Source organism: Pseudomonas sp. NyZ201 (assembly GCF_049860765.1).
In the GTDB taxonomy this organism is placed as follows: domain Bacteria; phylum Pseudomonadota; class Gammaproteobacteria; order Pseudomonadales; family Pseudomonadaceae; genus Aquipseudomonas; species Aquipseudomonas bharatica.
Genome location: NZ_CP187557.1, coordinates 5,023,283 through 5,047,822 on the forward strand (window position 1 = coordinate 5,023,283; position 24,540 = coordinate 5,047,822).

A 24,540-nucleotide genomic window follows, 5' to 3' on the forward strand; every position below is an offset into this window, starting at 1 on the left:
GGTCAGGGGTGAAACGGGCGGTACTTTACCGGAGAAACGCAGCTTATGCGGTTTCTACCGTCGGAAAACTCTTCACCAGGTCATCCAGTTGCTTGAGCTGGGTCAGGAAAGGCTCCAGCTTGTCCAGGCGCAGGGCGCAGGGACCGTCGCACTTGGCGTTGTCCGGGTCCGGGTGGGCCTCGAGGAACAGGCCGGCCAGGCCCTGGCTGAGACCGGCACGGGCCAGTTCGGTGACCTGGGCACGACGACCGCCGGCCGAATCGGCACGACCGCCCGGCATCTGCAGGGCGTGGGTCACGTCGAAGAACACCGGGTACTGGAACTGCTTCATGATGCCGAAGCCGAGCATGTCCACTACCAGGTTGTTGTACCCGAAGCTGGAACCGCGCTCGCAGAGGATCAACTGGTCGTTACCCGCTTCCTCGCACTTGGTCAGGATGTGTTTCATTTCCTGGGGGGCGAGGAACTGGGCTTTCTTGATGTTGATCACCGCACCGGTCTTGGCCATTGCCACCACCAGGTCGGTCTGGCGCGAGAGGAAGGCCGGCAGCTGGATGATGTCGCAGACCTTGGCCACGGCTTCGGCCTGGTAAGGCTCGTGCACATCGGTGATGACCGGAACGCCGAAGGTCTTCTTCACTTCCTCGAAGATCCGCAGGCCTTCTTCAAGGCCGGGACCGCGGTAGGAATTGATCGACGAGCGATTGGCCTTGTCGAAGCTGGCCTTGAACACGTAGGGGATACCGAGTTTCTCGGTAACCCGCACGTATTCCTCGCAGACCTTCAGGGCCAGGTCACGGGACTCCAGGACGTTCATGCCGCCGAACAGGACGAACGGCTTGTCGTTGGCGATCTCGATGTTACCGACGCGAATGATCTTCTGGGTCATGGATCAGGCCTTGTTCTTCTGCGCCAGGGCCGCCTTGACGAAGCCGCTGAACAGCGGATGACCGTCACGCGGGGTCGAGGTGAACTCGGGGTGGAACTGGCAGGCGACGAACCATGGGTGATCCTGGGACTCGACCACTTCCACCAGTGCACCGTCGCCGGAACGACCGGAAACCTTGAGGCCGGCTTCGACCAGTTGTGGCAGCAGGTTGTTGTTCACTTCGTAGCGATGGCGGTGACGCTCGACGATCACGTCCTTGGCGTAGCAGTCGTGAACCTTGGAGCCGCTTTCCAGCTGGCATTCCTGGGCGCCCAGGCGCATGGTGCCGCCCAGGTCGGACGCTTCGGTACGGGTTTCCACGGCGCCGGTGGCATCGGCCCACTCGGTGATCAGGCCAACGACCGGGTGGCCGCTGTTGCGATCGAACTCGGTGGAGTTGGCGTCCTTCCAGCCCATGACGTTACGGGCGAACTCGATGACCGCCACCTGCATGCCGAGGCAGATACCCAGGTACGGCACCTTGTTCTCGCGAGCGTACTGGACGGCGGTGATCTTGCCTTCCACGCCGCGCAGACCGAAGCCGCCCGGCACCAGGATGGCGTCGACGCCTTCCAGCAGACCGGTGCCCTGGTTCTCGATGTCTTCGGAATCGATGTAGCGCAGGTTGACCTTGGTACGGTTCTGGATGCCGGCGTGGCTCATCGCTTCGATCAGCGACTTGTACGCGTCAAGCAGTTCCATGTACTTGCCGACCATGGCGATGGTGACTTCGTGCTCGGGGTTCAGCTTGGCATCGACGACCTTTTCCCATTCGGAGAGGTCGGCACCGTTGCATTGCAGGCCGAAGCGCTCGACGACGAAGTCGTCCAGGCCCTGGGCGTGCAGCACGGCAGGAATCTTGTAGATGGTGTCGACGTCTTCCAGCGAGATGACCGCACGTTCTTCGACGTTGGTGAACAGGGCGATCTTGCGACGGGACGACACATCGACCGGATGGTCGGAACGGCAGATCAGCACGTCAGGCTGCAGGCCGATGGAGCGCAGTTCCTTGACCGAGTGCTGGGTCGGCTTGGTCTTGGTCTCGCCGGCGGTGGCGATGTACGGGACCAGGGTCAGGTGCATCAGCATCGCGCGCTTGGAGCCGACTTCGACGCGCAGTTGACGGATGGCTTCGAGGAACGGCTGCGACTCGATGTCGCCGACGGTGCCGCCGATCTCGACCAGGGCCACGTCGGCATCGCCGGCACCCTTGATGATGCGACGCTTGATCTCGTCGGTGATGTGCGGGATGACCTGGATGGTGGCGCCCAGGTAGTCACCACGACGCTCCTTGCGCAGCACGTGCTCGTAGATGCGGCCGGTGGTGAAGTTGTTGTTCTGGGTCATGGTCGTGCGGATGAACCGCTCGTAGTGGCCCAGGTCCAGGTCGGTCTCGGCGCCGTCGTGGGTGACGAACACTTCACCGTGCTGGAACGGGCTCATGGTGCCCGGGTCGACGTTGATGTACGGGTCCAGCTTGAGCATGGTGACCTTGAGCCCCCGCGCCTCCAGGATGGCCGCCAATGAAGCCGAGGCAATGCCTTTCCCCAATGAAGAAACAACACCGCCCGTGACGAATATGTAGCGCGTCATGAAAAACCCTAGAAGTCTGCGTTAAAGCGGTCTGCGCCGCCGGGGAAAGCGAAGGAAGGCCGAAGCCCCCGATCACCTGCGTCAATCACAGTGCATCCGAAAATACTGCCGCGTCTGTACAGACCGGGGGTTGAAATCCCGGTACGGAGCTCGCTACACATTTTGAGAATCGCCCAGCAAAAAACTGCTTGGTAATCGGCAACTCCTGCGGCTCGAATCGGGCTCACAGAAGCTGTATCAAGAAGGGAGCGTAGTCTACCCGAAGATGCCCATCACCTCAAACCTTGCTCACTCGTCGGTACCTGCCACACAAGTTGCAAATCGCCATCAACGAGGTCCGGCAGGTTGGCCACGGCGACCAGTCGATCACCGGCGAACAGCAGTGGCAAACGGCCGCGAACGAAGGCGGGAACCCCGCGTTCATTGAGCAAACGCTTGAGATCGCGATGGCCGCGACCGGCGATATGCATGCTTTCGCCGCCTTGGCGGTAGGCGATTCGCAGGGTCTCCCCGGGCTTATTCCCTTTCAGGATAACGAATCCGTTGCCAGGCAGTTCCAGCGCCAGTGGTGGATCTTTCCAGCATTCCGCGCCATCGGGAGCGCCGAGCCACTCGCCACTCAACCAGTAGATGCGCTCACCGGCCCGGTGCAGCTCGCCATCGGCGAGTTTCCAGATCGGTGAAGCATCGGGGCGGGCATCGCGCAGAGCGTCCCAGCCGGCCCAATGATCGGCATCGGGCAGGCGAGTGAAATACGCAAGCCAGAATCGCAGGGCATTACGCTGGCGCGCTGGAGAAAGCCGGAGCAGACCCGGTAAATGCAGGGAGGGAAGACCGAGCCAGGGAAAATCGCCCTGCGTCTGGGCCTGCGCCAGATCGCCCGAGGCCAGTGCATCGAGCAACTCGCCCGCCTCGGCGAGATGATCGGCAGTACGGGCCAGCGTTCGACTGACCTGTGGCCAGCGTGAAGACAGGGCCGGAAGCACCTCTTGTCGCAGGTAATTGCGCGTGAATCGGATATCGCCATTCGACGGATCTTCGATCCAGTCCAGGCCACGATCACGGGCATAGCGCAGAAGCTCGTCACGAGAGCTGTCGAGCAAGGGCCGAAGCAGCCAGGCGTCACCCAACTGCCGCAGTCCGCGCATTGCCATCAACCCACGCAGTCCGGCACCACGAAGCAGGCGCAACAACAGGGTTTCGGCCTGGTCCTCGCGATGCTGGCCGGTCAGCAGGACCTCACCGTCCCGAAGGACTTCACTGAAGGCGGCATAGCGGGCATTGCGCGCGGCCTGTTCGAGGCTGGCGCCCTCTTCCACTGTCACATGGCGTACCAGCAGCTCGACGCCCAGCGAGTCGCACAGGCGCTGGCAGTGTTCCGGCCAGGCATCCGCGACCGGTTGCAAGCCGTGATGGACATGGATGGCGCGCAGTGCCGGGCGATCCGTCATGGCGGCCAGCAGGTGCAGGAGTACGGTGGAATCCAGACCGCCCGACAAGGCCACGCACCAGCCGGGAGCGTTCTGCCAGGGGGCTAGCTTGTCCTTCAGGCGGGCGACGAGGTCGGTCATGTTCAGGGTCCGACAAAAGCAATTGGGGCCGCTTTGCGGCCCCAATTTCTGACAGATGGCTTCAGGTCAGAGACCGTAGCTCATCAGGCGGTCGTAACGGCGCTTGAGCAGCGCGTCGTTGTCGAACTTCTTCAGCATGTCCAGCTGCTCGAGCAGCTCACTGCGAACCGAGGCTGCCATGGCTGCCGGATCACGGTGCGCACCGCCCAGGGGTTCGGAGATGACCTTGTCGACAATGCCCAGGCCTTTCAGGCGTTCGGCAGTGATGCCCATGGCCTCGGCGGCGTCGGCGGCCTTTTCGGCGGTTTTCCACAGGATCGAGGCGCAACCTTCCGGCGAGATCACCGAGTAGGTCGAGTACTGCAGCATGTTGAGCTGGTCGCAGACACCGATGGCCAGCGCACCGCCAGAACCACCCTCGCCGATAACGGTGGCGATGATCGGGGTCTTCAGGCGCGCCATGACCCGCAGGTTCCAGGCGATGGCTTCGCTCTGGTTGCGCTCTTCGGCATCGATGCCCGGATACGCACCCGGGGTATCGATGAAGGTCAGGATCGGCATCTTGAAGCGTTCAGCCATTTCCATCAGGCGACAGGCCTTGCGGTAGCCTTCCGGACGCGGCATGCCAAAGTTGCGGCGAACCTTCTCGCGCACTTCACGGCCCTTCTGGTGGCCGATGACCATTACCGGACGGTCGTCCAGGCGGGCGATACCGCCGACGATCGCGGCGTCGTCGGCGAAGTGACGGTCGCCGTGCAGTTCGTCGAACTCGGTGAAGATGTGCTCGATGTAGTCCAGGGTGTACGGCCGGCGCGGATGGCGCGCCAGGCGGGCGATCTGCCAGCTGGTCAGATTGCCGAAGATGCTCTTGGTCAGCTCGCTGCTCTTGTCCTGCAGACGGCCGATTTCATCGCCGATGTTCAACGAGTTGTCATTGCCTACCAGGCGCAGCTCTTCGATCTTGGCTTGCAGGTCAGCAATCGGCTGTTCGAAATCCAGAAAATTCGGGTTCATAGGCATCCGTCTTGGGTCGACGGCCAGGCGGCCGGCCGGTTGATCCGTTTGGCGCCCTACCTTAAGGGAGAGGCGCGTTCAGGTCGAGTTTAAAAATTCATCGATAGTGCAAAAAGACGTTCTCACGGCCGAACTGGTCACGCAGGGCCTGAATCAAGCCATCGGCCGGGTCGATCCGCCAATCCTCGCCGAACTGCAACTGGGCCTTCGCGTCACTGCCGGTGTATTCCATGCTCACCGGGCAGGCGCCGCGGTGGCGCTTGAGCAGGTCGCCCAGCCAGGCCAAACGATCGCCCTTGAGCGCATCGGCGTGCAGCTTCAGGCGCAGGCTGTCGGCCAGGTTGGTGCGCGCATCCTCCATGCTCATCACCCGCTTGACGCGCAGGCGCAGGCCGCCCGAGAAGTCGTCATTGCTGACCTCGCCCTCGACCACCACCATGGCATCGTTCTGCAGCAGCGCTTGCGAGGCCATGAAGGCATCGGCGAACAACGAAGCCTCGATCCGCCCGGAACGGTCATCGAGGGTGACGAAGCCCATCTTGTCGCCTTTCTTGTTCTTCATCACCCGCAGAGCAATGATCATGCCGGCGACGGTCTGGGTATCGCGTGCCGGCTTCAGGTCGACGATACGCTGGCGGGCGAAACGGCGAATCTCGCCTTCGTACTCGTCGATGGGGTGGCCGGTGAGATAAAGGCCGAGGGTGTCCTTCTCGCCGCGCAGACGTTCTTTCAGGGTCAGCTCGCGGGCCTTGCGATGGTTGGCGTAGACATCGGCATCCGGCTCGTCGAACAGGCCGCCGAAGAGGTCCGAGTGACCGCTGTCATGGGTGCGGGCGGTCTGCTCCGCCGATTTGATCGCTTCTTCCATCGCCGACAGCAGGACTGCACGGTTGCGATCGATATTGGCCTGGTAGGCCTTGATCTCGTCATGGAAGAACGGCCCGAGGCGGTCCAGCGCACCGCTGCGCACCAGGGCGTCGAGGGTGCGCTTGTTGATGCGCTTGAGGTCGACCCGCGCGCAGAAATCGAACAGGTCGCTGAACGGACCACCTGCGGCCCGCGCCTCCATGATCGCTTCCACCGGCCCCTCGCCGACGCCCTTGATCGCACCGAGGCCATAGACGATGCGTCCGTCGTTGTTCACGGTGAACTTGAAGTCGGAGAAATTCACGTCCGGCGCGTCGAGGCGCAGCTTCATGCTGCGCACTTCCTCGATCAGGATCACCACCTTGTCGGTGTTGTGCATATCCGCCGAGAGCACCGCGGCCATGAACGCAGCCGGGTGGTGGGTCTTCAGCCAGGCAGTCTGGTAGGAGACCAGGCCGTAGGCGGCGGAGTGGGACTTGTTGAAGCCGTAGCCGGCGAACTTTTCCACCAGGTCGAAGATGTTGCCCGCGAGGTCGGCGTCGATTCCGTTGTTGACGCACCCCTCGATGAAACCGCCGCGCTGCTTGGCCATTTCCTCGGGCTTCTTCTTGCCCATGGCCCGACGCAGCATGTCCGCGCCGCCGAGGGTGTAACCGGCCATGACCTGGGCAATCTGCATCACCTGTTCCTGGTACAGGATGATGCCGTAGGTCGGTGCCAGTACGGGCTTCAGGCCATCGTACTGGTAATCCGGATGCGGATAGGCCAGCTCGGCGCGACCGTGCTTGCGGTTGATGAAGTCGTCCACCATGCCCGATTGCAGCGGGCCGGGACGGAACAACGCCACCAGTGCGATAAGGTCTTCCAGGCAGTCGGGCTTGAGCTTCTTGATAAGCTCCTTCATGCCGCGGGATTCGAGCTGGAATACCGCTGTTGTTTCTGCCCGCTGCAGCAGTTCGTAGGTCTTGCGGTCGTCCAGCGGGATGAAGTCGATGTTCACATCCGGCAGGCCGGCCTTGGCCTGCTCGCGGTTGATGATCTCCATCGCCCATTTGATGATGGTCAGGGTACGCAGGCCGAGGAAGTCGAACTTCACCAGGCCGGCGGCCTCGACATCGTCCTTGTCGAACTGGGTTACCAGGCCGCCGCCTTCTTCGTCACAGGCGATCGGCGAGAAGTCGGTGAGCTTGGTCGGCGCGATGACCACGCCCCCGGCGTGCTTGCCGGTACCCCGGGTGACACCCTCGAGCTTGAGGGCCATGTCCCAGATTTCCTTGGCGTCCTCGTCGGTCTTGAGGAAGTCCCGCAGCATTTCTTCCTGTTCGTAGGCCTTTTCCAGGGTCATGCCGACTTCGAACGGAATCATCTTCGACAGACGATCCGCCAGGCCGTAGGACTTGCCCTGTACCCGCGCCACGTCGCGCACCACCGCCTTGGCCGCCATGGTGCCGAAGGTGATGATCTGGCTCACCGCATTGCGCCCGTAGGCCTCGGCCACGTAGTCGATCACCCGGTCGCGGCCATCCATGCAGAAGTCGACGTCGAAGTCGGGCATGGAAATACGTTCGGGGTTGAGGAAGCGCTCGAACAGCAGGTCATAGGCCAAGGGGTCGAGGTCGGTGATCTTGAGCACATAGGCCACCAGCGAGCCAGCTCCCGAACCACGGCCCGGGCCCACCGGCACGCCGTTGTTCTTGGCCCACTTGATGAAGTCCATAACGATCAGGAAGTAACCGGGGAAACCCATCTGGATGATGATGTCCAGCTCGAACTTGAGCCGATCCAGATAGACCTGGCGTTTCTCTTCGTAGTCGGGCGTGGTTTCCTTTGGCCAGAGCACGGCCAGGCGCTCTTCCAGGCCTTCATGGGAAACATGGCGCAGATAGTCGTCGATCCCCATGCCGTTGGGCGTGGGGAAATCGGGAAGGAAGTATTTGCCCAACTGGACGGTGATGTTGCAGCGCTTGGCGATCTCGACGCTGTTTTCCAGGGCCTCGGGCAGGTCGCTGAACAGCTCGGCCATTTCCTCCGGGCTCTTCAGGTACTGCTGGTCGCTGTAGTTGCGCGAACGGCGTGGATCGTCGAGGGCACGGCCTTCGCCGATGCATACGCGGGTCTCGTGGGCATCGAAATCGGATTGCTTGATGAAACGCACATCGTTGGTCGCCACCAGCGGCGCCCCCAGGCGATCGGCCAGGGCCACCGCGGCATGCAGATACTCTTCGTCGCCAGCGCGATTGGTGCGCTGCACCTCGACGTAGAAGCGGTCGGGGAACATCGCCATCCAGTCCTGCAGCAGCGCCTCGGCTTCAGCCTCGTTGCCGTTCATCAGGGCCATGCCGATATCGCCTTCCTTCGCTGCGGAAAGGGCGATCAGGCCTTCTGCAGCCTCGGCGATCCATTCCCGCTGGATGACCACCAGGCCATTGCGCTGGCCGTCGGTCCAGCCACGGGAGATCAGTTCGGTGAGATTGCGGTAGCCCTTGGCATCCATCACCAGGAAGCAGATACGTGCCAGGGGCGCTTCCGGGTCGTCGCCGGCCAGCCACAGGTCGGCGCCACAGATCGGCTTGATGCCGGCGCCCATGGCCGTCTTGTAGAACTTGACCAGCGAACACATGTTGCTCTGGTCGGTCACCGCCACCGCCGGCATGTTCATCCCGGCCAGGGCCTTGGCGAGCGGCTTGATCCGCACCAGTCCGTCGACCAGCGAGAATTCGGTATGCAGGCGAAGATGAACGAAGGAAGCCGACATGTTGATCCTATAGCAGCGCAAAACGACAAGGCCCGGATTGTACCGGGCCCCGATCAAAACAACAGCCGGTGCGAAGTGATCCGGACTGGTGGTGGAAGTGTGGGCTCAGACCAGGATGGACTGGCCGCCGAGCAGCTCGCGCGCCTCGTACGCCGCACGTACCGGGGCGAAGGAGCGCCGATGGATCGGCGTCGGCCCCAGGCGGGCCAGTGCTTCAAGATGTATCGGCGTAGGGTAGCCCTTGTGCCCGCCGATACCGTAACCCGGGTAAATCAGCTCGAAAGCGGACATCTCGCGGTCGCGGGTGACCTTGGCCAGGATCGACGCCGCCGCGATTGCGGGCACCTGGCTATCCCCCTTGACCACCGGGGAGGCCGGAACCTGGAGTTTCGGGCAGCGGTTACCGTCGATCAGCGCCAGTTTCGGAGTCACGTGCAGCCCTTCGACGGCTCGCTGCATGGCCAGCATGGTGGCATGCAGGATGTTCAGTTCGTCGATTTCATCGACTTCGGCGCGGGCGATGCAGAAGCTCAAGGCTTTTTCGCAGATCTCGTCGAAAAGCTTCTCGCGCCGCGCTTCGGTGAGTTTCTTCGAGTCGTTGAGGCCAAGAATGGGGCGCGCAGGGTCGAGGATCACCGCAGCAGTCACCACCGCGCCGCACAACGGGCCGCGGCCGACTTCATCGACACCGGCGACCAGGTCTTCGACCAGATTGAAGTCAAGTCCCATTTGCATTATCGATCTTCCAGCAAAGCCAGCACGGCATCGGCAGCCTGGTTCGAGGCGTCCAGACGCAAGGTGCGATGAATACGGTCGAAACCGTCGGTCTGTTGCGCACCATCGCCAACCAGCGGCGCCAGGGTTTGCGCAAGCGCCTCCGCAGTGGCGGCATCCTGCAACAATTCCGGCACCAGCAGACGCTGGGCCAGCAGGTTGGGCAAGGACACGTAAGGGCTTTTTACCAGGCGCTTGAGAATCCAGTAGCTCAATGGCGCCAGGCGGTAGGCTACCACCATCGGCCGCTTGAACAGCAAGGCTTCGAGGGTCGCAGTGCCCGAGGCGATCAAGACCGCGTCACACGCCGCCAGGGCCTGATGGGAGCGGCCATCGAGGAGTGTCAGCGGCAGGTCACGACCGACCAGCATCTGCTCCAATTGTGCACGGCGTGCGGCATTGGCGCAGGGCGAAACGAAGCGTACACCAGGGATCAGTTCGCGAAGGCGCTGTGCAGTATCGAGGAACAAGGCGCCCAGACGCCCCACCTCGCCGCCGCGACTACCCGGCATCAGCGCTACCAAAGGCCCGTCGGGCAAGCCCAGCGCCTGGCGCGCAGCCTGACGGTCGGCTTCCAGCGGTATGGTGTCGGCCAGCGGATGCCCGACGAAACGAACCGGCACGCCCTGCTCTTCGTAGAACTTCGCTTCGAAGGGGAACAGGGTCAGCATCAGGTCGCAGCCCTCGCGAATCTTCAGCACCCGCTTCTGCCGCCAGGCCCAGACCGACGGGCTGACATAGTGAACGGTCCTGATCCCGGCCCGACGCAGCTTCAACTCGATATTGAGGGTGAAATCCGGTGCGTCGATGCCGATGAAGACATCGGGTTTTTCCTCGATCAGTGTCTGGATCAACAGTTTGCGACGCTTGAGCAACTCTGGCAGGCGGCCGAGCACCTCGACCAGGCCCATGACGGCAAGGCGCTCCATCGGGAAGTAGGAGGACAGGCCTTCGGCCTCCATCAATGGACCGCCGACGCCGATGAAACGGATATCAGGATGGCGTGCCTTGAGCGCTCGCATCAGCCCCGAGCCGAGAATGTCGCCGCTGGCCTCGCCAGCCACCAACGCTACGCAGAGTGCCGACATATCAGCGGGTGATGCCGCGGGCGGAATTCTGGATCGACTGACGGAACAGTTCGACTTCGGGGAACTGCTGCGCCGAGGCTTCCAGTTCGATGACAGCCTGCTCGACGGTCAGGCCCTGGCGGTAGACCACCTTGTAGGCGCGACGCAGGGCGTGGATGGCATCCTCGCTGAAACCACGGCGGCGCATGCCTTCGAAGTTCATGCTGCGCGCTTCGGCGGGGTTGCCGAACACGGTGACGAAAGCCGGGACATCCTTGCCGATCGCCGTCCCCATGCCGGAGAAACTGTGGGCACCGATATGGCAGAACTGGTGAACCAGGGTGAAACCCGAGAGGATCGCCCAGTCTCCCACATGCACGTGGCCGGCCAGCGCGGTGTTGTTGACCAGGATGCAGTGGTTGCCGATCACGCTGTCGTGGCCGATGTGGGCATAAGCCATGATCAGGTTGTGATTGCCGATCGTGGTTTCCGAACGGTCCTGGATGGTGCCACGGTGGATGGTCACCCCCTCGCGAATGACATTGTCGTCACCGATCACCAGGCGCGTGGGTTCGCCTTTGTACTTGAGGTCCGGGGTGTCTTCACCGACCGAGGAAAACTGGTAGATGCGGTTGTTGCGGCCGATACGGGTCGGCCCCTTGAGCACCACATGCGGACCGACGACGGTTCCTTCGCCGATCTCGACATCCGGGCCGATGATCGACCAAGGACCGACCTCGACACCCTCGGCCAGCCTGGCCGAAGGATCGATGATTGCCCGAGGGTCAATCAAACTCATAGTTTACGTTCCGCGCAGATGATCTCGGCGGAGCACACCGGCTTGCCGTCGACCGAGGCCTGGCAGTCGAACTTCCAGATCTGGCGTTTGCAACTGATGAACTTCGCTTCGAGGATCAGCTGATCGCCCGGCAGCACCGGCTGGCGGAAGCGCAGCTTGTCGGAACCGACGAAGTAGTAGAGGGTGCCGTCCGTCGGCTTGGCATCGAGCATCTTGAAGCCGAGAATGCCGGCAGCCTGAGCCATTGCCTCGATGATCAGCACGCCCGGCATGATCGGGTGCGCAGGGAAGTGACCATTGAAGAAAGGTTCGTTGATGCTGACATTCTTGTAGGCACGAATGCGCTGACCCTCGACGTCCAGTTCCACTACCCGATCCACGAGCAGGAACGGATAACGGTGGGGCAGGTATTCGCGAATCTCGTTGATGTCCATCATTTCTGGGGGAAGCCTGTAGTAAAGATAGGAAACACGTGCATGGCGCCGTGCACCTTGGGCTATGCGGGACCATCACTGGACAGTCCCGCGGCCTTGATCAGGAAAAAGGTGTCAGCCATCAGATGAAGGCTGGCCGCCCGAGGTCACGGCATCGACGCGCTTTTCTACCTGTTGAAGTCGTTTGGCCATGTCGTCCAGCTGGCGAATCCGCGCGGCGCTCTTGCGCCAGTCGGCCAGGGTCTGCATCGCCGTGCCGGAGGAATAGCCGCCTGGTTCGGTGATGGAGCGGGTGACCATGGTCATGCCGGAGACGAAAACGTTGTCACAGACATCGATGTGACCCACCATGCCCACGCCACCGGCGATGGTGCAGTGCTTGCCGATCTTCGTGCTGCCGGAGATACCGACACAGGCCGCCATGGCCGTATGGTCGCCGACCTGGACGTTGTGGGCGATCTGGATCTGGTTATCGAGCTTTACGCCATCACCGATACGGGTGTCGGCCAGCGCGCCCCGATCGATCGCGGTATTCACCCCGATCTCCACGTCGTCGCCGATGGTCACCCCACCGATCTGGGCGATCTTCTGCCAGATACCCTTCTCGTTGGCGAAGCCGAAGCCCTCGCCGCCAAGCACCGCACCGGACTGGATGACCACGCGCTTGCCGATGCGCACGTCGTGGTACAGGGTCACGCGCGGTGCGAGCCAGCCACCCTCGCCGATCACACTGCGGGCACCGATGAAGCAATGGGCACCGAGGGTGACATTGGCCCCGATCACCGCGCCGCTCTCGATGACCACGAAAGGACCGACACTGGCACTGGCATCGACCTGCGCGTCCGCCGCCACCACGGCGCTGGGATGAATCCCCGCCACAGCCTTGGGTTTGGGGTCGAACAGGTGGGAAATGCGGGCGTAGGCCAGGTAGGGATCGGGCACGAGCAGCGCGTTGCCGGAGAACCCTTCGGCATCGGCGGCACGCAGCAGCACCGCGGCAGCCTGGGTATCGACCAGGTATTTGCGGTACTGGGGATTGGCGAGGAAGCTCAATTGGCCAGGGCCGGCTTCCTGAAGGGTCGCGAGGCCGGAGATTTCGAGCTCGGCGGGACCTTGCAGGGTCGCGCCGAGGAACTCGGACAACTGGCCAAGTTTCATGGTCGCCGTCATATCAACGGGACTGGTTCATGCGCTCGATGACCTGGCGGGTGATGTCGTACTGAGGCTTGACATCGATGACCGCGCCACGCTCGAGAACCAGGTCGAAGCCGCCTTTCTTGATGACTTCCTCGACAGCGCCATCGAGCTTCGGCTTGAGCTGCTTGAGCATGTCACGATCGGCGACGGCCTTGGCCTCGTTCAGTTCCTTGGACTGGAACTGGAAATCACGGGCCTTCTGCTTGAATTCCAGCTCCAGGCGCTCGCGTTCGGGCTGGGCCATCTTGTCGCCGCCCTTGACCAGGCGGTCCTGGATGCCCTTGGCGCTGCTTTCCAGGTTCTTCAGCTTGGTCAGCTGCGGACCGAATTTCTTCTCGGCATCGACCGCATACTGCTTGGCCGAGTCGGACTCGAGCAGGGCCATTTGATAGTTGAGAACGGCAATCTTCATTTCGGCAAACGCCGGGGTCGCGACCAGGGCCGCAGCCAGTACCGCCAGTTGAGTCAGCTTACGCACGATGCACTCCTACAGAATCCGTTGTCGTTTACGTGGACCAGACCTTTAGAAGGTCTGACCCAGAGAGAATTGGAACACCTGGGTATCGGCATCGTCCGGTTTCTTCACCGGCATCGCCAGGCTGAAGCTCAACGGACCCAGTGCTGTGATCCAGGTCACGCCCAGGCCGACGGAACTGGCCAGGCCGGAAAGGCCGACCTTCTCGCAGTCAGGCTTGGAACCGCAGTTGGTATCGAAGACGTTACCCACATCCCAGAATACCGAGGTACGCAGGGAGCGCTGGTCCTTGACGAACGGCAGCGGGAACAGCAATTCGACGCCGCCCTGCACCAGGACGTTGCCACCGAACGGCAGTGGATCCTGATCCGGGTCAAGTGCGGTACCGGGATTGGTTCCCTTGCTCGGCGTACTGCGCGGGCCAAGGCTGCTGTCCTTGAAACCACGAACCGAGTTGAAGCCACCAGCATAGTAGTTTTCATAGAACGGCAGGCCCGAGGTCGAACCATAGCCGTCGCCGTAGCCCAGCTCGGTATGCAGGCGCAGGGTGTAGTCGTTGGTGATCGGCTTGAACAGCTGGCCACGGTAGTCGAGCTTGAAGAACGACAGGTCGCTGCCCGGCGTGGTCGCTTCCAGGGTCAGGCTTTGCGAGTGACCGCGGGTCGCCAGCACGCCCTTGTTCAGGGTCGATTCGGACCAGCCGGCCGAAGCCTTGAAGTTCAGGAAGCTGTCGTCACCTTCATCGCGCAGGAAGTCGAAGATCTCATCGACGGTGTAGGTACCGGTCTTGATCTTGTCCTGCTGCACGCTCAGGCCGAAGGTCAGGCGCGACGTCTCGCTGATCGGGTAGCCGACGTTGACACCGGCACCCAGGCTGTCCACCGCATAGCTCGCCACGTCGACATCGAGGTCGTCGTAGTTGGTGGTGCGATAGAAGGCGTTGTAGCCCAGGCTGACGCCGTCGGCGGTCCAGTAGGGGTCGACGAAGCCGAAGTTGTATCGGCTCTGGTACTCGGAACGGGTCAGGCCGATGGAGACCTTGTTACCGGTACCCAGGAAGTTGTTCTGGCTGATCGAACCACCGAGGATCAGGCCCGCGCTCTGGGCAAAGCCGACGCTGGCGGTGATCGAGCCGGAAGCCTGCTCTTCCACGGTGTAGTTCACATCGACCTGGTCGTCGGTACCCGGAACGGCCGGGGTCTCGACGTTGGCTTCCTTGAAGAAGCCCAGGCGCTCAAGGCGGGTCTTGGACTGGTCGATCAGGTAGGTCGAAGCCCAGCCACCTTCCATCTGGCGCATTTCGCGACGCAGCACTTCGTCTTCGGATTTGGTGTTGCCACGGAAGTTGATGCGGTTGACGTAGGCACGCTTGCCCGGATCGACCACGAAGGTGATATCGACGGTGTGGTCTTCGTCGTGGGGTTGCGGCACGCCGTTGACGTTGGCGAAGGTATAGCCTTCGTTGCCCAGGCGGCGGGTGATCAGCTCGGAAGTGGTGGTCATCACCTTGCGCGAGAATACCTGGCCCGGCTGGGCCAGCAGCAACGCCTTGACCTGGTCTTCCGGAACCTTGAGGTCGCCGGAGAGCTTGACGTCGCGGACGGTGTACTTCTCGCCTTCGTTGATGTTGACGGTGATGTAGACGTGCTTCTTGTCCGGGGTGATGGAGACCTGGGTGGAAGCGATATCCATGTTGATGTAGCCGCGGTCCAGGTAGTAGGAACGCAGGCGCTCAAGGTCACCGGAGAGTTTTTCACGGGCGTACTTGTCGTCGTTCTTGAAGAACGACAGCCAGTTGGTGGTCTTGAGTTCGAACAGGCCTTGCAGGTCTTCGTCGGAGAACACGGTGTTGCCCACGACGTTGATGTGCTGGATCGCAGCGACCGTGCCTTCGTTGATCTTGATCTTCAGGCCGACGCGGTTGCGCGGCTGTGGCACCACCTCGGCGTCTACCTCGGCCGAGTAGCGGCCCTGGGCGACGTACTGGCGCTGCAGCTCGTTGCGCACGCCTTCGAGGGTCGCGCGCTGGAAGATCTCGCCTTCGGCCAGGCCGGACTGTTTCAGGCCCTTCATCAGGTCTTCGGTGCTGATCGCCTTGTTGCCCTCGATCTCGATGCTGGAGACCGACGGACGCTCGACGACGTTGATGATCAGGACGTTGCCGTCGCGGCTGAGGTTGATGTCCTGGAAGAACCCGGTCTTGAACAGCGAGCGGGTCGACTCCACCAGGCGGCTGTCATCAGCCTGGTCACCGACGTTCAGAGGCAGGGCGCCGAAAACGCTGCCGGCGGAAACCCGCTGCAGACCGTTGACGCGAATATCGGAGATGGTGAAGGACTCGGCGTGAACTTCAGCGATCATCAGTGCGGCGAGAGCCGCAGTTAGCAGCAGACGTTTCATGAAGTCCTTTTTTATTCCAACTGGCAATGAACGACCCGCCGCAAGGGCGCGGCAGAATCGCAATTGAGCGAAGCGTTACAGTCGACCCAGATCGTTGATCAGGGCGAGCAACATCACCCCGACTACCAAACTGATACCGATCTGGACCCCCCAACCTTGCACCCGGTCCGACAGCGGACGACCACGCACCCACTCGACCAGGTAAAACAGCAAATGCCCCCCATCCAGTACCGGAATGGGCAGCAAGTTAAGAACCCCCAGGCTAATGCTCAGATAGGCCAGGAAATTCAGGAAATCTCCGAGGCCGGACTGGGCCGAAGCGCCCGCCACTTTAGCAATGGTTATCGGTCCGCTCAAGTTTTTTACCGAGAGCTCGCCGAAGAGCATTTTCTTCAGCGAATCAAGGGTCAGGACGCTCATGTTCCAGGTCCTGGAAAGGCCCTCGCCTACCGCTTCCAGCGGCCCGTAGCTGACTTCGCGAAGCATCGTGGCGGGCCACTCCACCGCAGCGACACCGGCTCCGAGGTAACCGGCGGCGGCCTTGCCCTCGCCGCGGCTGGCCAGGGTCACCGGCACATCGAGGCGGGCACCGTCGCGCTCCACGGCCAGTACCACGCGACTGCCGGCACGACTGCGCACGCTATCGACCACCTGCTGCCAGTCGTTCAGCGCCTGCCCGTCCAGGGCCAGCAGGCGATCACCGGTTTTCAGACCGGCGGCCTGGGCCGGACCTTTCGGGTCGAGCTCAGCAAGCACCGGGGCCAAGGCCGGGCGCCACGGGCGAATACCCAGGGAATTGATCGGATCAGGCTCGTCGGCGCCCTTGAGCCATTGCTCGAGCGCCACCGTATGGGTGCTGCCGGTAGAGGCGCCGTCGTCGCGAACATCGATACGCAGCGAACCGCTCTCACCCAGGCGCCGCACCAGCTGCAGATTGACCGCAGCCCAGCCGCTGGTCGGCTTGCCATCGATGGAAACGATCTCCTGACCGGCACTCAAGCCTGCTACCGCGGCCAGGCTCCCCGGCTCGACGGCACCGATGACCGGGCGCACCTGCTGGCTGCCGAGCATGGCCAGGATCCAGAAGAACAGGATGGCGAGCAGGAAGTTGGCGATCGGCCCGGCAGCGGTGATGGCGATACGCTGGCCAACGCTCTTGCGATTGAAGGATTGCTCCAGCAGCGCCGAAGGCACGTCGGCCTCGCGCTCGTCGAGCATCTTCACGTAGCCGCCGAGAGGAATGGCGGCGATCACGAACTCGGTGCCCTGGCGATCATGCCAGCGCACCAGCGGCGTACCGAAGCCGACGGAGAAACGCAGGACCTTGACGCCGCAACGCCGAGCCACCCAGAAGTGCCCGAACTCGTGGAAGGTAACCAGTACACCCAGTGCGATCAGGGTGCCGATGATCATGTAGAGCGCGCTCATGTCTTTCTCCGAATAACCTTCAACCGGGCCGGGTTCGACAGCTCATCGGCCGTGACGCGTCAACCACTCTCCCGCCAGTTCCCTGGCGCGCTGGTCAGCGGCGAACACTGCATCGAGCGAGTCCAGCGCAACCACCGGTTCGCGTTCGAGCACCTGCCCGATCATACTCGCGATCTCCGGGAAGCGGATGCGCCCCCGAAGAAAGGCATCCACCGCGATCTCGTTGGCCGCGTTGAGCACCGCCGGGGCGCTGTTGCCTGCCTCGGCCGCTTCACGGGCCAGGCGCAGGCAGGGGAAACGCCGCTCGTCAGGCGCCTCGAAATCGAGGCGGGCAATGGCGAACAGATCCAGCGCCGGAACCCCGGAGTCGATGCGCTCTGGCCAGGCCAGGGCATTGGCGATCGGCGTGCGCATGTCGGGATTGCCCAGCTGGGCCAGGACCGAACCGTCGACATAATCGACCAGGGAGTGAATCACACTTTGCGGATGCACCACCACCTCGACCCGCGATGGTGGCGCATCGAACAGCCAGCACGCCTCGATCAGCTCGAGGCCCTTGTTCATCATGCTCGCGGAATCGACCGAGATCTTGCGACCCATGGACCAGTTGGGATGGGCACAGGCCTGCTCAGGGGTGACACGCTCGAGTTCAGCGGACGGCGTCTGACGGAACGGACCGCCGGACGCGGTCAGCAGGATCCGTCGCACCCCGACCCGGTCAAGGCCGCGTGCATAGTCGCCAGGCAGGCACTGGAAGATGGCGTTGTGCTCGCTATCGATGGGCAGCAGTACCGCGTTGTTGCGCCGTACGGCCTGCATGAACAGGGCGCCGGACATCACCAGCGCCTCCTTGTTGGCCAGCAGGACCTTCTTGCCCGCCTCTACCGCCGCCAGGGTCGGGCGCAGGCCTGCCGCACCGACGATGGCCGCCATCACCGCATCGACCTGCGGGTCCGACGCCACGGCACACAGGCCACGTTCGCCGGTCAGGACTTCGGTACGCGAGCCCGCGGCATCGAGCCCTGCACGCAGGGTTGCAGCTGCGGCTTCATCCGGTACCACGGCGAACACCGGAGCGTGCTTCAGGCACAGCGCCAGCAACTCGTCCAGCCGCGAGTAGCCGCTCAGGGCAAAGGTTTCGTAGCGATCCGGATGCCGGGCAATGACATCCAGCGTGCTCAGGCCGATGGAGCCGGTAGCTCCCAGCACGGTAATGCGCTGCACGCGACTCACATCACGCCCCAGTCGGCAGCCCAAAGCAGCACGGCGAACAACGGGATGGCAGCGGTCAGGCTGTCGATGCGATCGAGGATGCCACCATGCCCCGGCAGCAGGTTGCTGCTGTCCTTGATACCGGAGCGGCGCTTGAACATGCTTTCGGTCAGATCGCCAACCACCGAGCCCATGACGATCAACGCAGCGCCGAACAGGCCCAGCAGCAGCTCGCCAACGCTCCAATGTCGCACCAGGCCGACGCCCAGGGTGATGGCCAGGCTCAAGGCCAGGCCACCATAGACGCCTTCCCAGCTCTTGCCGGGACTGACCTGCGGCGCCAGCTTGCGCTTGCCAAAGGCCCGACCGGAGAAGTAGGCACCGATGTCGGCTCCCCACACCATGACCATGACCGCAAGGATCAGCCAGTTGCCCATGGACCAGTGCTTCAGCAGCACCAGCCCCTGCCAGGCAGGCAGCAGGATAAGCGCGCCGATCAGCAGCCGGCAGGCCGCACTGGCCCACAGTTCGCTGCTGCGTGGATAGGTCATCACCAGCCAGGTCGCCAACCCCCACCACAACACCGAAGCGCCCAGCACCCAGGGCGCCAGGTCCGGCATCAGGTAGAGCAGCATCAGCAAGCCGGCGATCACCGCGGCATAGGCCACCCGCAGCACCTGTGCCTCAAGGCCGGCAAGCCGGGCCCACTCCCAGGCGCCCAGCGTGACCACCAGGCCGATGAACAGGGCGAAATCCGCCCCATCGAGCAGGAAGAAGCCACCGAGGGCGATCGGCAACAGGACAAGGGCAGTAATGATGCGTTGTTTGAGCATTAAGCACGGGCTCCGGCTTCGACCTGCTCGCTGGTTTTACCGAAGCGGCGCTGGCGCGAAGCGAAATCAGCCAATGCACTACGCATGGCCTCGTGTTTGAAGTCCGGCCAGAACAGGTCGGAGAAGTACAGCTCGGCGTACGCCAACTGCCATAGCAGGAAATTGCTGATGCGGTGCTCGCCGCCAGTGCGGATGCACAGGTCCGGCAGTGGCAGGTCACCGGTAGCCAGGCAGGTCTGCAACAGTTCGGGAGTGATGTCCTCCGGGCGCAGATGGCCAGCCTGGACTTCGCGCGCCAGACGCTGGGCGGCCTGGGCGATATCCCACTGACCGCCGTAGTTGGCGGCGATCTGCAGGATGAAGCGATTGTTGCCGGCAGTCAGCGCTTCGGCTTCGCGCATGGCTGCCTGCAACTCGGGATGGAAACGCGAACGATCGCCGATGATGCGCAAACTGATGTTGTTCTCGTTGAGGCGCCTGGCTTCCCGGCGCAAGGCCGAGAAGAACAGCTCCATCAACGCACCGACCTCATCGGCCGGGCGCTGCCAGTTTTCGCTGGAGAAGGCGAACAGGGTCAGCACCTCGACCCTGGCTTCGGCGCAGACCTCGATCACGGCCCGCACCGCATCCACGCCGGCCTTGTGCCCGGCGACGCCGGGCAGCAGGCGCTTCTTCGCCCAGCGATTGTTCCCGTCCATGATGATCGCGACATGGCGCGGCACCGAGGACGGCACACCTTGCTTGCTCTTTTCCATTGAAAAAACCCCGACCTTAGACGGCCATCAGGTCCTTTTCCTTGGCTTCCAGAGCCTTGTCGACTTCAGCGACGAACTTGTCGGTGAGCTTTTGCAGCTCGTCGGAGGCGCGACGCTCTTCGTCTTCGCTGATTTCCTTGTCCTTGGCCAGCTTCTTCAGGTCAGCCAGGGCATCGCGACGCACGTTGCGCACGGCAACCTTGGCTTCTTCGGCAACGCCACGGGCCTGCTTGGTGTAGCCCTTGCGGGTTTCCTCGGTCAGGGCCGGCATCGGCACGCGAATGGTGGTCCCGGCGCTGCTCGGGTTCAGCCCCAGGTCGGAGGTCAGGATGGCCTTCTCGATCGCGGCGCTCAGGTTCTTGTCGTGAGCGACGATCTTCAGGGTGCGGGCGTCCTCGACGGAAACCGCAGCGACCTGGTTCAGCGGCATCTCGCTGCCCCAGGCTGGCACCTTGACGCTGTCCAGGATGCTCGGGTGGGCGCGACCGGTACGGATCGCCGCCAGGTTGCGACCCAGGGCCTCGATGGACTTGCCCATGCGGTCCTGGGCATCTTTCTTGATATCGTTGATCATTGTTCGCCTTCCTCGATCAGAGTTCCTTCAGCGCCGCCCACTACGATGTTCAGCAAGGCGCCAGGCTTGTTCATGTTGAAAACCCGCAATGGCATCTTGTGGTCACGGCACAGGCAGATTGCGGTCAGGTCCATCACACCCAGTTTGCGGTCGAGTACTTCATCGTACGTCAGATGGTCGAACTTCTCGGCATGCGGATCCTTGAACGGATCGGCAGTGTACACGCCGTCGACCTTGGTTGCCTTCAGCACGACGTCGGCATCGATCTCGATCGCCCGCAGGCAGGCAGCGGAGTCGGTGGTGAAGAACGGGTTGCCGGTACCGGCGGAGAAGATCACCACATCACCGGAGTTCAGGTGGCGGATGCCCTTGCGGCGATCATAGTGATCGGTGACACCGACCATGGAAATGGCCGACATGACGATAGCGGGGATATTCGAGCGCTCCAGGGCATCGCGCATGGCCAGGGCGTTCATGACGGTGGCCAGCATGCCCATGTGGTCGCCGGTGACGCGATCCATGCCCGCTGCACTCAGGGCCGCACCCCGGAACAGGTTGCCGCCGCCGATCACCAGGCCGACCTGGACGCCGATACCGACCAACTGGCCGACTTCCAGGGCCATCCGGTCCAGCACCTTCGGGTCGATCCCGAAGTCTTCCGAGCCCATCAGGGCCTCGCCGCTAAGTTTGAGCAAAATGCGTTTATAGCGAGGTTGACGACCACTCACCTGCTGAGCCATTGCGAATCTCTCCTGCGGCGTTTGTATAAATTCCGGGCGGGCTGTTTTCAGCCTGCGCCAACTGTAGCTTGGCACCCACGGGGCGCCAGCGCGCTGGCGAATCTCGGCTTGTGGCTCGAAAAGCGCCTGCGCTTTGACAAAGAGGCTGCGCGCGTGAGCGGGCAGCCTCTTTGGGGCGACAGATGTGAATCCGTCTTATTGCTTCTGGGCAGCAGCCACTTGAGCGGCAACTTCGTCAGCGAAGTTGTCGACTGGCTTCTCGATGCCTTCACCTACCGCGAAGCGGGTGAACGAAACGATTTCAGCGCCGCCTTTCTTGGCCAGAGCACCAACGGTGATGTCCGGATCCTTGACGAAGGCTTGCTCGACCAGGCTGGCTTCCGACAGGAACTTGGTGATACGGCCGCTGATCATCTTCTCGACGATTTCAGCAGGCTTGCCTTTCATCTTGTCTTCGTTGAGGCTCAGGAACACGCCTTTCTCGCGCTCGATCGCTTCAGCGGAAACTTCCGATGGCAGCAGGAACTCAGGGTTGCTGGCAGCCACGTGCATGGCGATGTCCCTGGCCAGCTCGACGCTGCCGCCCTTCAGGGAAACAACGACACCGATCTTGTTGCCGTGCAGGTACGAACCCAGAACGTCGCCTTCAACACGCGCCAGACGGCGGATGTTGACGTTTTCGCCAGTCTTGGCAACCAGGGCGAGGCGAGCCTCTTCCTGAGCTTCGATCAGCGGAGCGACTTCGGTCAGCTTGTCGTTGAAGGCTTTTTCGACGCTGGCAGCAACGAATGCCTTGAAGTCGTCTTGCAGGGCCAGGAAGTCGGTCTGCGAGTTGACTTCGATCAGAACGGCGGTCTTGCCGTCGTCCTTGATGGCGATGGCGCCTTCGGCGGCAACGTTGCCAGCCTTTTTGGCAGCCTTGATGGCGCCCGAAGCGCGCATGTCGTCGATGGCTTTTTCGATGTCGCCGCCGGCCTTGGTGAGGGCTTTCTTGCAGTCCATCATGCCTTCGCCAGTACGCTCACGCAGTTCCTTGACCAACGCTGCAGTAATTTCTGCCATTTCAAAATCCTCTTGGATAGGTTTTCAACCATTCCACCCGCGATTAACGGGGGCTCAATTCTGGAAATCAACAACCTGTCTCAAAGGCGAAGCGTCGATGATGCGGACACTTGGCGACAGGAGGATTTCAAGGTGGCAAAAAGGGGGCCTAGCCCCCTTTTTGCGTGCCAAGTCGACGCGAGCGTCGCTTACTCGGCAGCTGGCGCTTCTTCAGCGTAAACTTCGGTGCCGCCGGCAACGTTGTTGCGACCACGGATGACGGCATCAGCCATCGAACCCATGTACAGCTGGATTGCGCGGATGGCGTCGTCGTTACCTGGGATAACGTAGTCAACGCCTTCCGGGCTGCTGTTGGTATCGACAACGCCGATGACCGGAATGCCCAGTTTGTTTGCTTCGGTGATGGCGATGCGTTCGTGCTCGACGTCGATCACGAACAGTGCGTCCGGCAGGCCGCCCATGTCCTTGATACCACCCAGGCTGCGATCCAGTTTTTCCAGATCACGGGAGCGCATCAGGGCTTCTTTCTTGGTCAGCTTGGCGAAGGTACCGTCTTCAGCCTGGGTTTCCAGCTCGCGCAGACGCTTGATCGAAGCGCGGATGGTCTTGTAGTTGGTCAGCATGCCGCCCAACCAGCGGTGATCGACGTACGGCGAACCGCAACGTGCTGCTTCTTCAGCAACGATCTTGCCAGCGGAACGCTTGGTGCCGACGAACAGGATCTTGTTCTTGCCCTGGGCCAGACGCTCTACGAAGGTCAGAGCCTCGTTGAACATTGGCAGGGTTTTTTCCAGGTTGATGATGTGGATCTTGTTGCGCGCGCCGAAAATGAACTTGCCCATTTTCGGGTTCCAGTAACGGGTCTGGTGGCCGAAGTGCACACCGGCCTTCAGCATATCGCGCATGTTGACTTGGGACATGATAGTTCCTTGATAAGTCGGGTTGGGCCTCCACGCATCCCAATGACCAACCCGCGGATCCAGAGGATCGGGGCACCCAGGTCACCGTGTCGATACGTGTGTGGGTTTATGCTTTGGGGGCCATCCCCACAAAGCGGCGCACTTTATACCACACTCGGATGACCAACGAAACCTGATTTGCCAATCGTGTTGCGGCCTGTGCATCACCCCGACTACCACACCAGAATGCCATCATCTATATAGGCAGCCATGCGCCGCACAACACCCAGAACGCCGGCGCGCTCTGTTAGAATCGCCACTTTCCTGTTCGCCCGCGCCACCAAGGCGCCGTAGAGAGCCTGCAATGACCGTCACCATCAAAACCGCCGAAGACATCGAAAAGATGCGCATCGCCGGCCGCCTTGCCGCCGAAGTCCTGGAAATGATCGAGGAACACGTCAAGCCCGGCGTGACCACCGAGGAACTGGACCGCATCTGCCACGACTATATCGTCAACGTCCAGCAGGCCATTCCCGCGCCGCTCAACTACAAGGGCTTCCCCAAGTCGATCTGCACCTCGATCAACCACGTGGTGTGCCACGGCATTCCCAACGAGAAGCCGCTCAAGGCCGGTGACACCCTGAACATCGACGTCACCGTGATCAAGGACGGCTACCACGGCGACACCAGCCGCATGTTCCACGTCGGCACCGTGCCGGTCTGGGCCGAGCGCCTGTCGAAGGTCACCCAGGAGTGCCTGTACAAGGCCATCGAGATCATCAAGCCGGGTACCCGCCTGGGCGATATCGGCGAAGTGATCCAGAAACACGCGGAAAAGAACGGTTTCTCGGTGGTTCGCGAATTCTGCGGCCACGGTATCGGCAAGGTCTTCCACGAGGAGCCGCAGATCCTCCACTACGGCCGCGCCGGCACCGGCATGGAGCTGCAGGAAGGCATGACCTTCACCATCGAGCCGATGATCAACCAGGGCAAGGCCGACACCAAGGTCCTGGGCGACGGCTGGACCGCCATCACCAAGGACCGCAAGCTTTCCGCCCAGTGGGAACACACCCTGGTGGTGACCGCCACCGGTTATGAAATCTTCACCTTGCGCAAAGACGACACCATTCCCCGTACTTCAGCCTGACCAGACAGGACGATTC

The 24,540-nt window shown here is 62.2% G+C and carries 21 protein-coding genes; 1 reads left to right on the forward strand and 20 read right to left on the reverse strand.

Features of this window, described 5'->3' with window-relative positions:
* Nucleotides 1-43: 43 nt before the first annotated feature.
* From kdsA to rpsB, 20 genes are all read right to left on the reverse strand, one after another.
* Complete coding sequence (gene kdsA, locus ACPFMA_RS22575; RefSeq protein ID WP_064303305.1) at nt 44-889, reverse strand: 3-deoxy-8-phosphooctulonate synthase; 846 nt, start codon at nt 887-889, stop codon at nt 44-46.
* A 3-nt stretch (nt 890-892) separates the two neighbouring features.
* Nucleotides 893-2,521 (reverse strand): CTP synthase, encoded by a 1,629-nt coding sequence (locus ACPFMA_RS22580; protein WP_420057916.1) that lies wholly within the window; start codon nt 2,519-2,521, stop codon nt 893-895.
* Between the two features lie 272 nt (nt 2,522-2,793).
* Nucleotides 2,794-4,092, reverse strand: a complete 1,299-nt coding sequence (gene tilS / locus ACPFMA_RS22585) for a tRNA lysidine(34) synthetase TilS (protein ID WP_064303306.1) — start codon at nt 4,090-4,092, stop codon at nt 2,794-2,796.
* Nucleotides 4,093-4,158: 66 nt separating this feature from the next.
* Nucleotides 4,159-5,106, reverse strand: coding sequence for an acetyl-CoA carboxylase carboxyl transferase subunit alpha (accA, locus tag ACPFMA_RS22590; RefSeq protein ID WP_009395248.1), 948 nt, complete (start codon nt 5,104-5,106; stop codon nt 4,159-4,161).
* Between the two features lie 97 nt (nt 5,107-5,203).
* Nucleotides 5,204-8,728, reverse strand: a complete 3,525-nt coding sequence (gene dnaE, locus ACPFMA_RS22595; RefSeq protein ID WP_064303307.1) for a DNA polymerase III subunit alpha — start codon at nt 8,726-8,728, stop codon at nt 5,204-5,206.
* A 105-nt stretch (nt 8,729-8,833) separates the two neighbouring features.
* Nucleotides 8,834-9,463, reverse strand: coding sequence for a ribonuclease HII (gene rnhB / locus ACPFMA_RS22600; protein WP_064303308.1), 630 nt, complete (start codon nt 9,461-9,463; stop codon nt 8,834-8,836).
* On the reverse strand, nt 9,463-10,590 hold the full coding sequence (lpxB, locus tag ACPFMA_RS22605; RefSeq protein WP_009395251.1) for a lipid-A-disaccharide synthase: 1,128 nt from the start codon (nt 10,588-10,590) through the stop codon (nt 9,463-9,465). The genes rnhB and lpxB overlap by 1 nt, the downstream gene beginning before the upstream one ends.
* A gap of 1 nt (nt 10,591) precedes the next feature.
* The gene (gene lpxA / locus ACPFMA_RS22610) at nt 10,592-11,368 is read right to left on the reverse strand and encodes an acyl-ACP--UDP-N-acetylglucosamine O-acyltransferase (protein ID WP_009395252.1); all 777 of its coding nucleotides are present in this window, start codon (nt 11,366-11,368) and stop codon (nt 10,592-10,594) included.
* Nucleotides 11,365-11,805, reverse strand: coding sequence for a 3-hydroxyacyl-ACP dehydratase FabZ (fabZ, locus tag ACPFMA_RS22615; RefSeq protein WP_009395253.1), 441 nt, complete (start codon nt 11,803-11,805; stop codon nt 11,365-11,367). Before fabZ ends, lpxA begins: the two co-directional genes overlap by 4 nt.
* Nucleotides 11,806-11,916: 111 nt before the next feature.
* Nucleotides 11,917-12,972: a UDP-3-O-(3-hydroxymyristoyl)glucosamine N-acyltransferase gene (gene lpxD / locus ACPFMA_RS22620; RefSeq protein WP_064303310.1), complete on the reverse strand. Its 1,056-nt coding sequence runs from the start codon at nt 12,970-12,972 to the stop codon at nt 11,917-11,919.
* A 1-nt stretch (nt 12,973) separates the two neighbouring features.
* Entirely contained in the window at nt 12,974-13,477 is a 504-nt protein-coding gene (locus tag ACPFMA_RS22625; RefSeq protein ID WP_064303311.1) for an OmpH family outer membrane protein, read from the reverse strand.
* A gap of 45 nt (nt 13,478-13,522) precedes the next feature.
* On the reverse strand, nt 13,523-15,874 hold the full coding sequence (gene bamA / locus ACPFMA_RS22630) for an outer membrane protein assembly factor BamA (protein WP_064303312.1): 2,352 nt from the start codon (nt 15,872-15,874) through the stop codon (nt 13,523-13,525).
* 75 nt (nt 15,875-15,949) lie between these two features.
* Entirely contained in the window at nt 15,950-17,302 is a 1,353-nt protein-coding gene (rseP, locus tag ACPFMA_RS22635) for an RIP metalloprotease RseP (protein WP_425928782.1), read from the reverse strand.
* Nucleotides 17,303-17,344: 42 nt separating this feature from the next.
* Nucleotides 17,345-18,535 carry a 1-deoxy-D-xylulose-5-phosphate reductoisomerase gene (gene ispC / locus ACPFMA_RS22640; RefSeq protein ID WP_064303313.1) on the reverse strand — a complete coding sequence of 397 codons (1,191 nt, stop codon included), beginning with the start codon at nt 18,533-18,535 and terminating at the stop codon, nt 17,345-17,347.
* Complete coding sequence (locus ACPFMA_RS22645; protein WP_425928784.1) at nt 18,532-19,347, reverse strand: phosphatidate cytidylyltransferase; 816 nt, start codon at nt 19,345-19,347, stop codon at nt 18,532-18,534. Before ACPFMA_RS22645 ends, ispC begins: the two co-directional genes overlap by 4 nt.
* Nucleotides 19,347-20,102 (reverse strand): polyprenyl diphosphate synthase, encoded by a 756-nt coding sequence (uppS, locus tag ACPFMA_RS22650; protein WP_064303314.1) that lies wholly within the window; start codon nt 20,100-20,102, stop codon nt 19,347-19,349. Before uppS ends, ACPFMA_RS22645 begins: the two co-directional genes overlap by 1 nt.
* A gap of 16 nt (nt 20,103-20,118) precedes the next feature.
* Entirely contained in the window at nt 20,119-20,676 is a 558-nt protein-coding gene (frr, locus tag ACPFMA_RS22655; RefSeq protein WP_009395264.1) for a ribosome recycling factor, read from the reverse strand.
* The gene (pyrH, locus tag ACPFMA_RS22660) at nt 20,673-21,416 is read right to left on the reverse strand and encodes a UMP kinase (RefSeq protein ID WP_009395265.1); all 744 of its coding nucleotides are present in this window, start codon (nt 21,414-21,416) and stop codon (nt 20,673-20,675) included. Before pyrH ends, frr begins: the two co-directional genes overlap by 4 nt.
* A gap of 195 nt (nt 21,417-21,611) precedes the next feature.
* Nucleotides 21,612-22,478, reverse strand: coding sequence for a translation elongation factor Ts (tsf, locus tag ACPFMA_RS22665; protein ID WP_009395266.1), 867 nt, complete (start codon nt 22,476-22,478; stop codon nt 21,612-21,614).
* A gap of 188 nt (nt 22,479-22,666) precedes the next feature.
* Nucleotides 22,667-23,398: a 30S ribosomal protein S2 gene (gene rpsB, locus ACPFMA_RS22670; RefSeq protein WP_009395267.1), complete on the reverse strand. Its 732-nt coding sequence runs from the start codon at nt 23,396-23,398 to the stop codon at nt 22,667-22,669.
* 343 nt (nt 23,399-23,741) lie between these two features.
* Between rpsB and map the strand changes: the two genes are divergently transcribed.
* A complete protein-coding gene (gene map / locus ACPFMA_RS22675) occupies nt 23,742-24,524 on the forward strand; it encodes a type I methionyl aminopeptidase (RefSeq protein ID WP_009395272.1) in 783 nt (260 codons plus the stop codon).
* The last annotated feature ends 16 nt before the right edge of the window (nt 24,525-24,540 follow it).

What these genes read in the sequence shown, in the direction of transcription:
- kdsA (WP_064303305.1), bottom strand. Translation starts at nt 889, where the DNA reads ATGACCCAGAAGATCATTCGCGTCGGTAACATCGAGATCGCCAACGAC.
- ACPFMA_RS22580 (WP_420057916.1), bottom strand. Translation starts at nt 2,521, where the DNA reads ATGACGCGCTACATATTCGTCACGGGCGGTGTTGTTTCTTCATTGGGG.
- tilS (WP_064303306.1), bottom strand. Translation starts at nt 4,092, where the DNA reads ATGACCGACCTCGTCGCCCGCCTGAAGGACAAGCTAGCCCCCTGGCAG.
- accA (WP_009395248.1), bottom strand. Translation starts at nt 5,106, where the DNA reads ATGAACCCGAATTTTCTGGATTTCGAACAGCCGATTGCTGACCTGCAA.
- dnaE (WP_064303307.1), bottom strand. Translation starts at nt 8,728, where the DNA reads ATGTCGGCTTCCTTCGTTCATCTTCGCCTGCATACCGAATTCTCGCTG.
- rnhB (WP_064303308.1), bottom strand. Translation starts at nt 9,463, where the DNA reads ATGCAAATGGGACTTGACTTCAATCTGGTCGAAGACCTGGTCGCCGGT.
- lpxB (WP_009395251.1), bottom strand. Translation starts at nt 10,590, where the DNA reads ATGTCGGCACTCTGCGTAGCGTTGGTGGCTGGCGAGGCCAGCGGCGAC.
- lpxA (WP_009395252.1), bottom strand. Translation starts at nt 11,368, where the DNA reads ATGAGTTTGATTGACCCTCGGGCAATCATCGATCCTTCGGCCAGGCTG.
- fabZ (WP_009395253.1), bottom strand. Translation starts at nt 11,805, where the DNA reads ATGATGGACATCAACGAGATTCGCGAATACCTGCCCCACCGTTATCCG.
- lpxD (WP_064303310.1), bottom strand. Translation starts at nt 12,972, where the DNA reads ATGACGGCGACCATGAAACTTGGCCAGTTGTCCGAGTTCCTCGGCGCG.
- bamA (WP_064303312.1), bottom strand. Translation starts at nt 15,874, where the DNA reads ATGAAACGTCTGCTGCTAACTGCGGCTCTCGCCGCACTGATGATCGCT.
- rseP (WP_425928782.1), bottom strand. Translation starts at nt 17,302, where the DNA reads ATGAGCGCGCTCTACATGATCATCGGCACCCTGATCGCACTGGGTGTA.
- ACPFMA_RS22645 (WP_425928784.1), bottom strand. Translation starts at nt 19,347, where the DNA reads ATGCTCAAACAACGCATCATTACTGCCCTTGTCCTGTTGCCGATCGCC.
- uppS (WP_064303314.1), bottom strand. Translation starts at nt 20,102, where the DNA reads ATGGAAAAGAGCAAGCAAGGTGTGCCGTCCTCGGTGCCGCGCCATGTC.
- frr (WP_009395264.1), bottom strand. Translation starts at nt 20,676, where the DNA reads ATGATCAACGATATCAAGAAAGATGCCCAGGACCGCATGGGCAAGTCC.
- pyrH (WP_009395265.1), bottom strand. Translation starts at nt 21,416, where the DNA reads ATGGCTCAGCAGGTGAGTGGTCGTCAACCTCGCTATAAACGCATTTTG.
- tsf (WP_009395266.1), bottom strand. Translation starts at nt 22,478, where the DNA reads ATGGCAGAAATTACTGCAGCGTTGGTCAAGGAACTGCGTGAGCGTACT.
- rpsB (WP_009395267.1), bottom strand. Translation starts at nt 23,398, where the DNA reads ATGTCCCAAGTCAACATGCGCGATATGCTGAAGGCCGGTGTGCACTTC.
- map (WP_009395272.1), top strand. Translation starts at nt 23,742, where the DNA reads ATGACCGTCACCATCAAAACCGCCGAAGACATCGAAAAGATGCGCATC.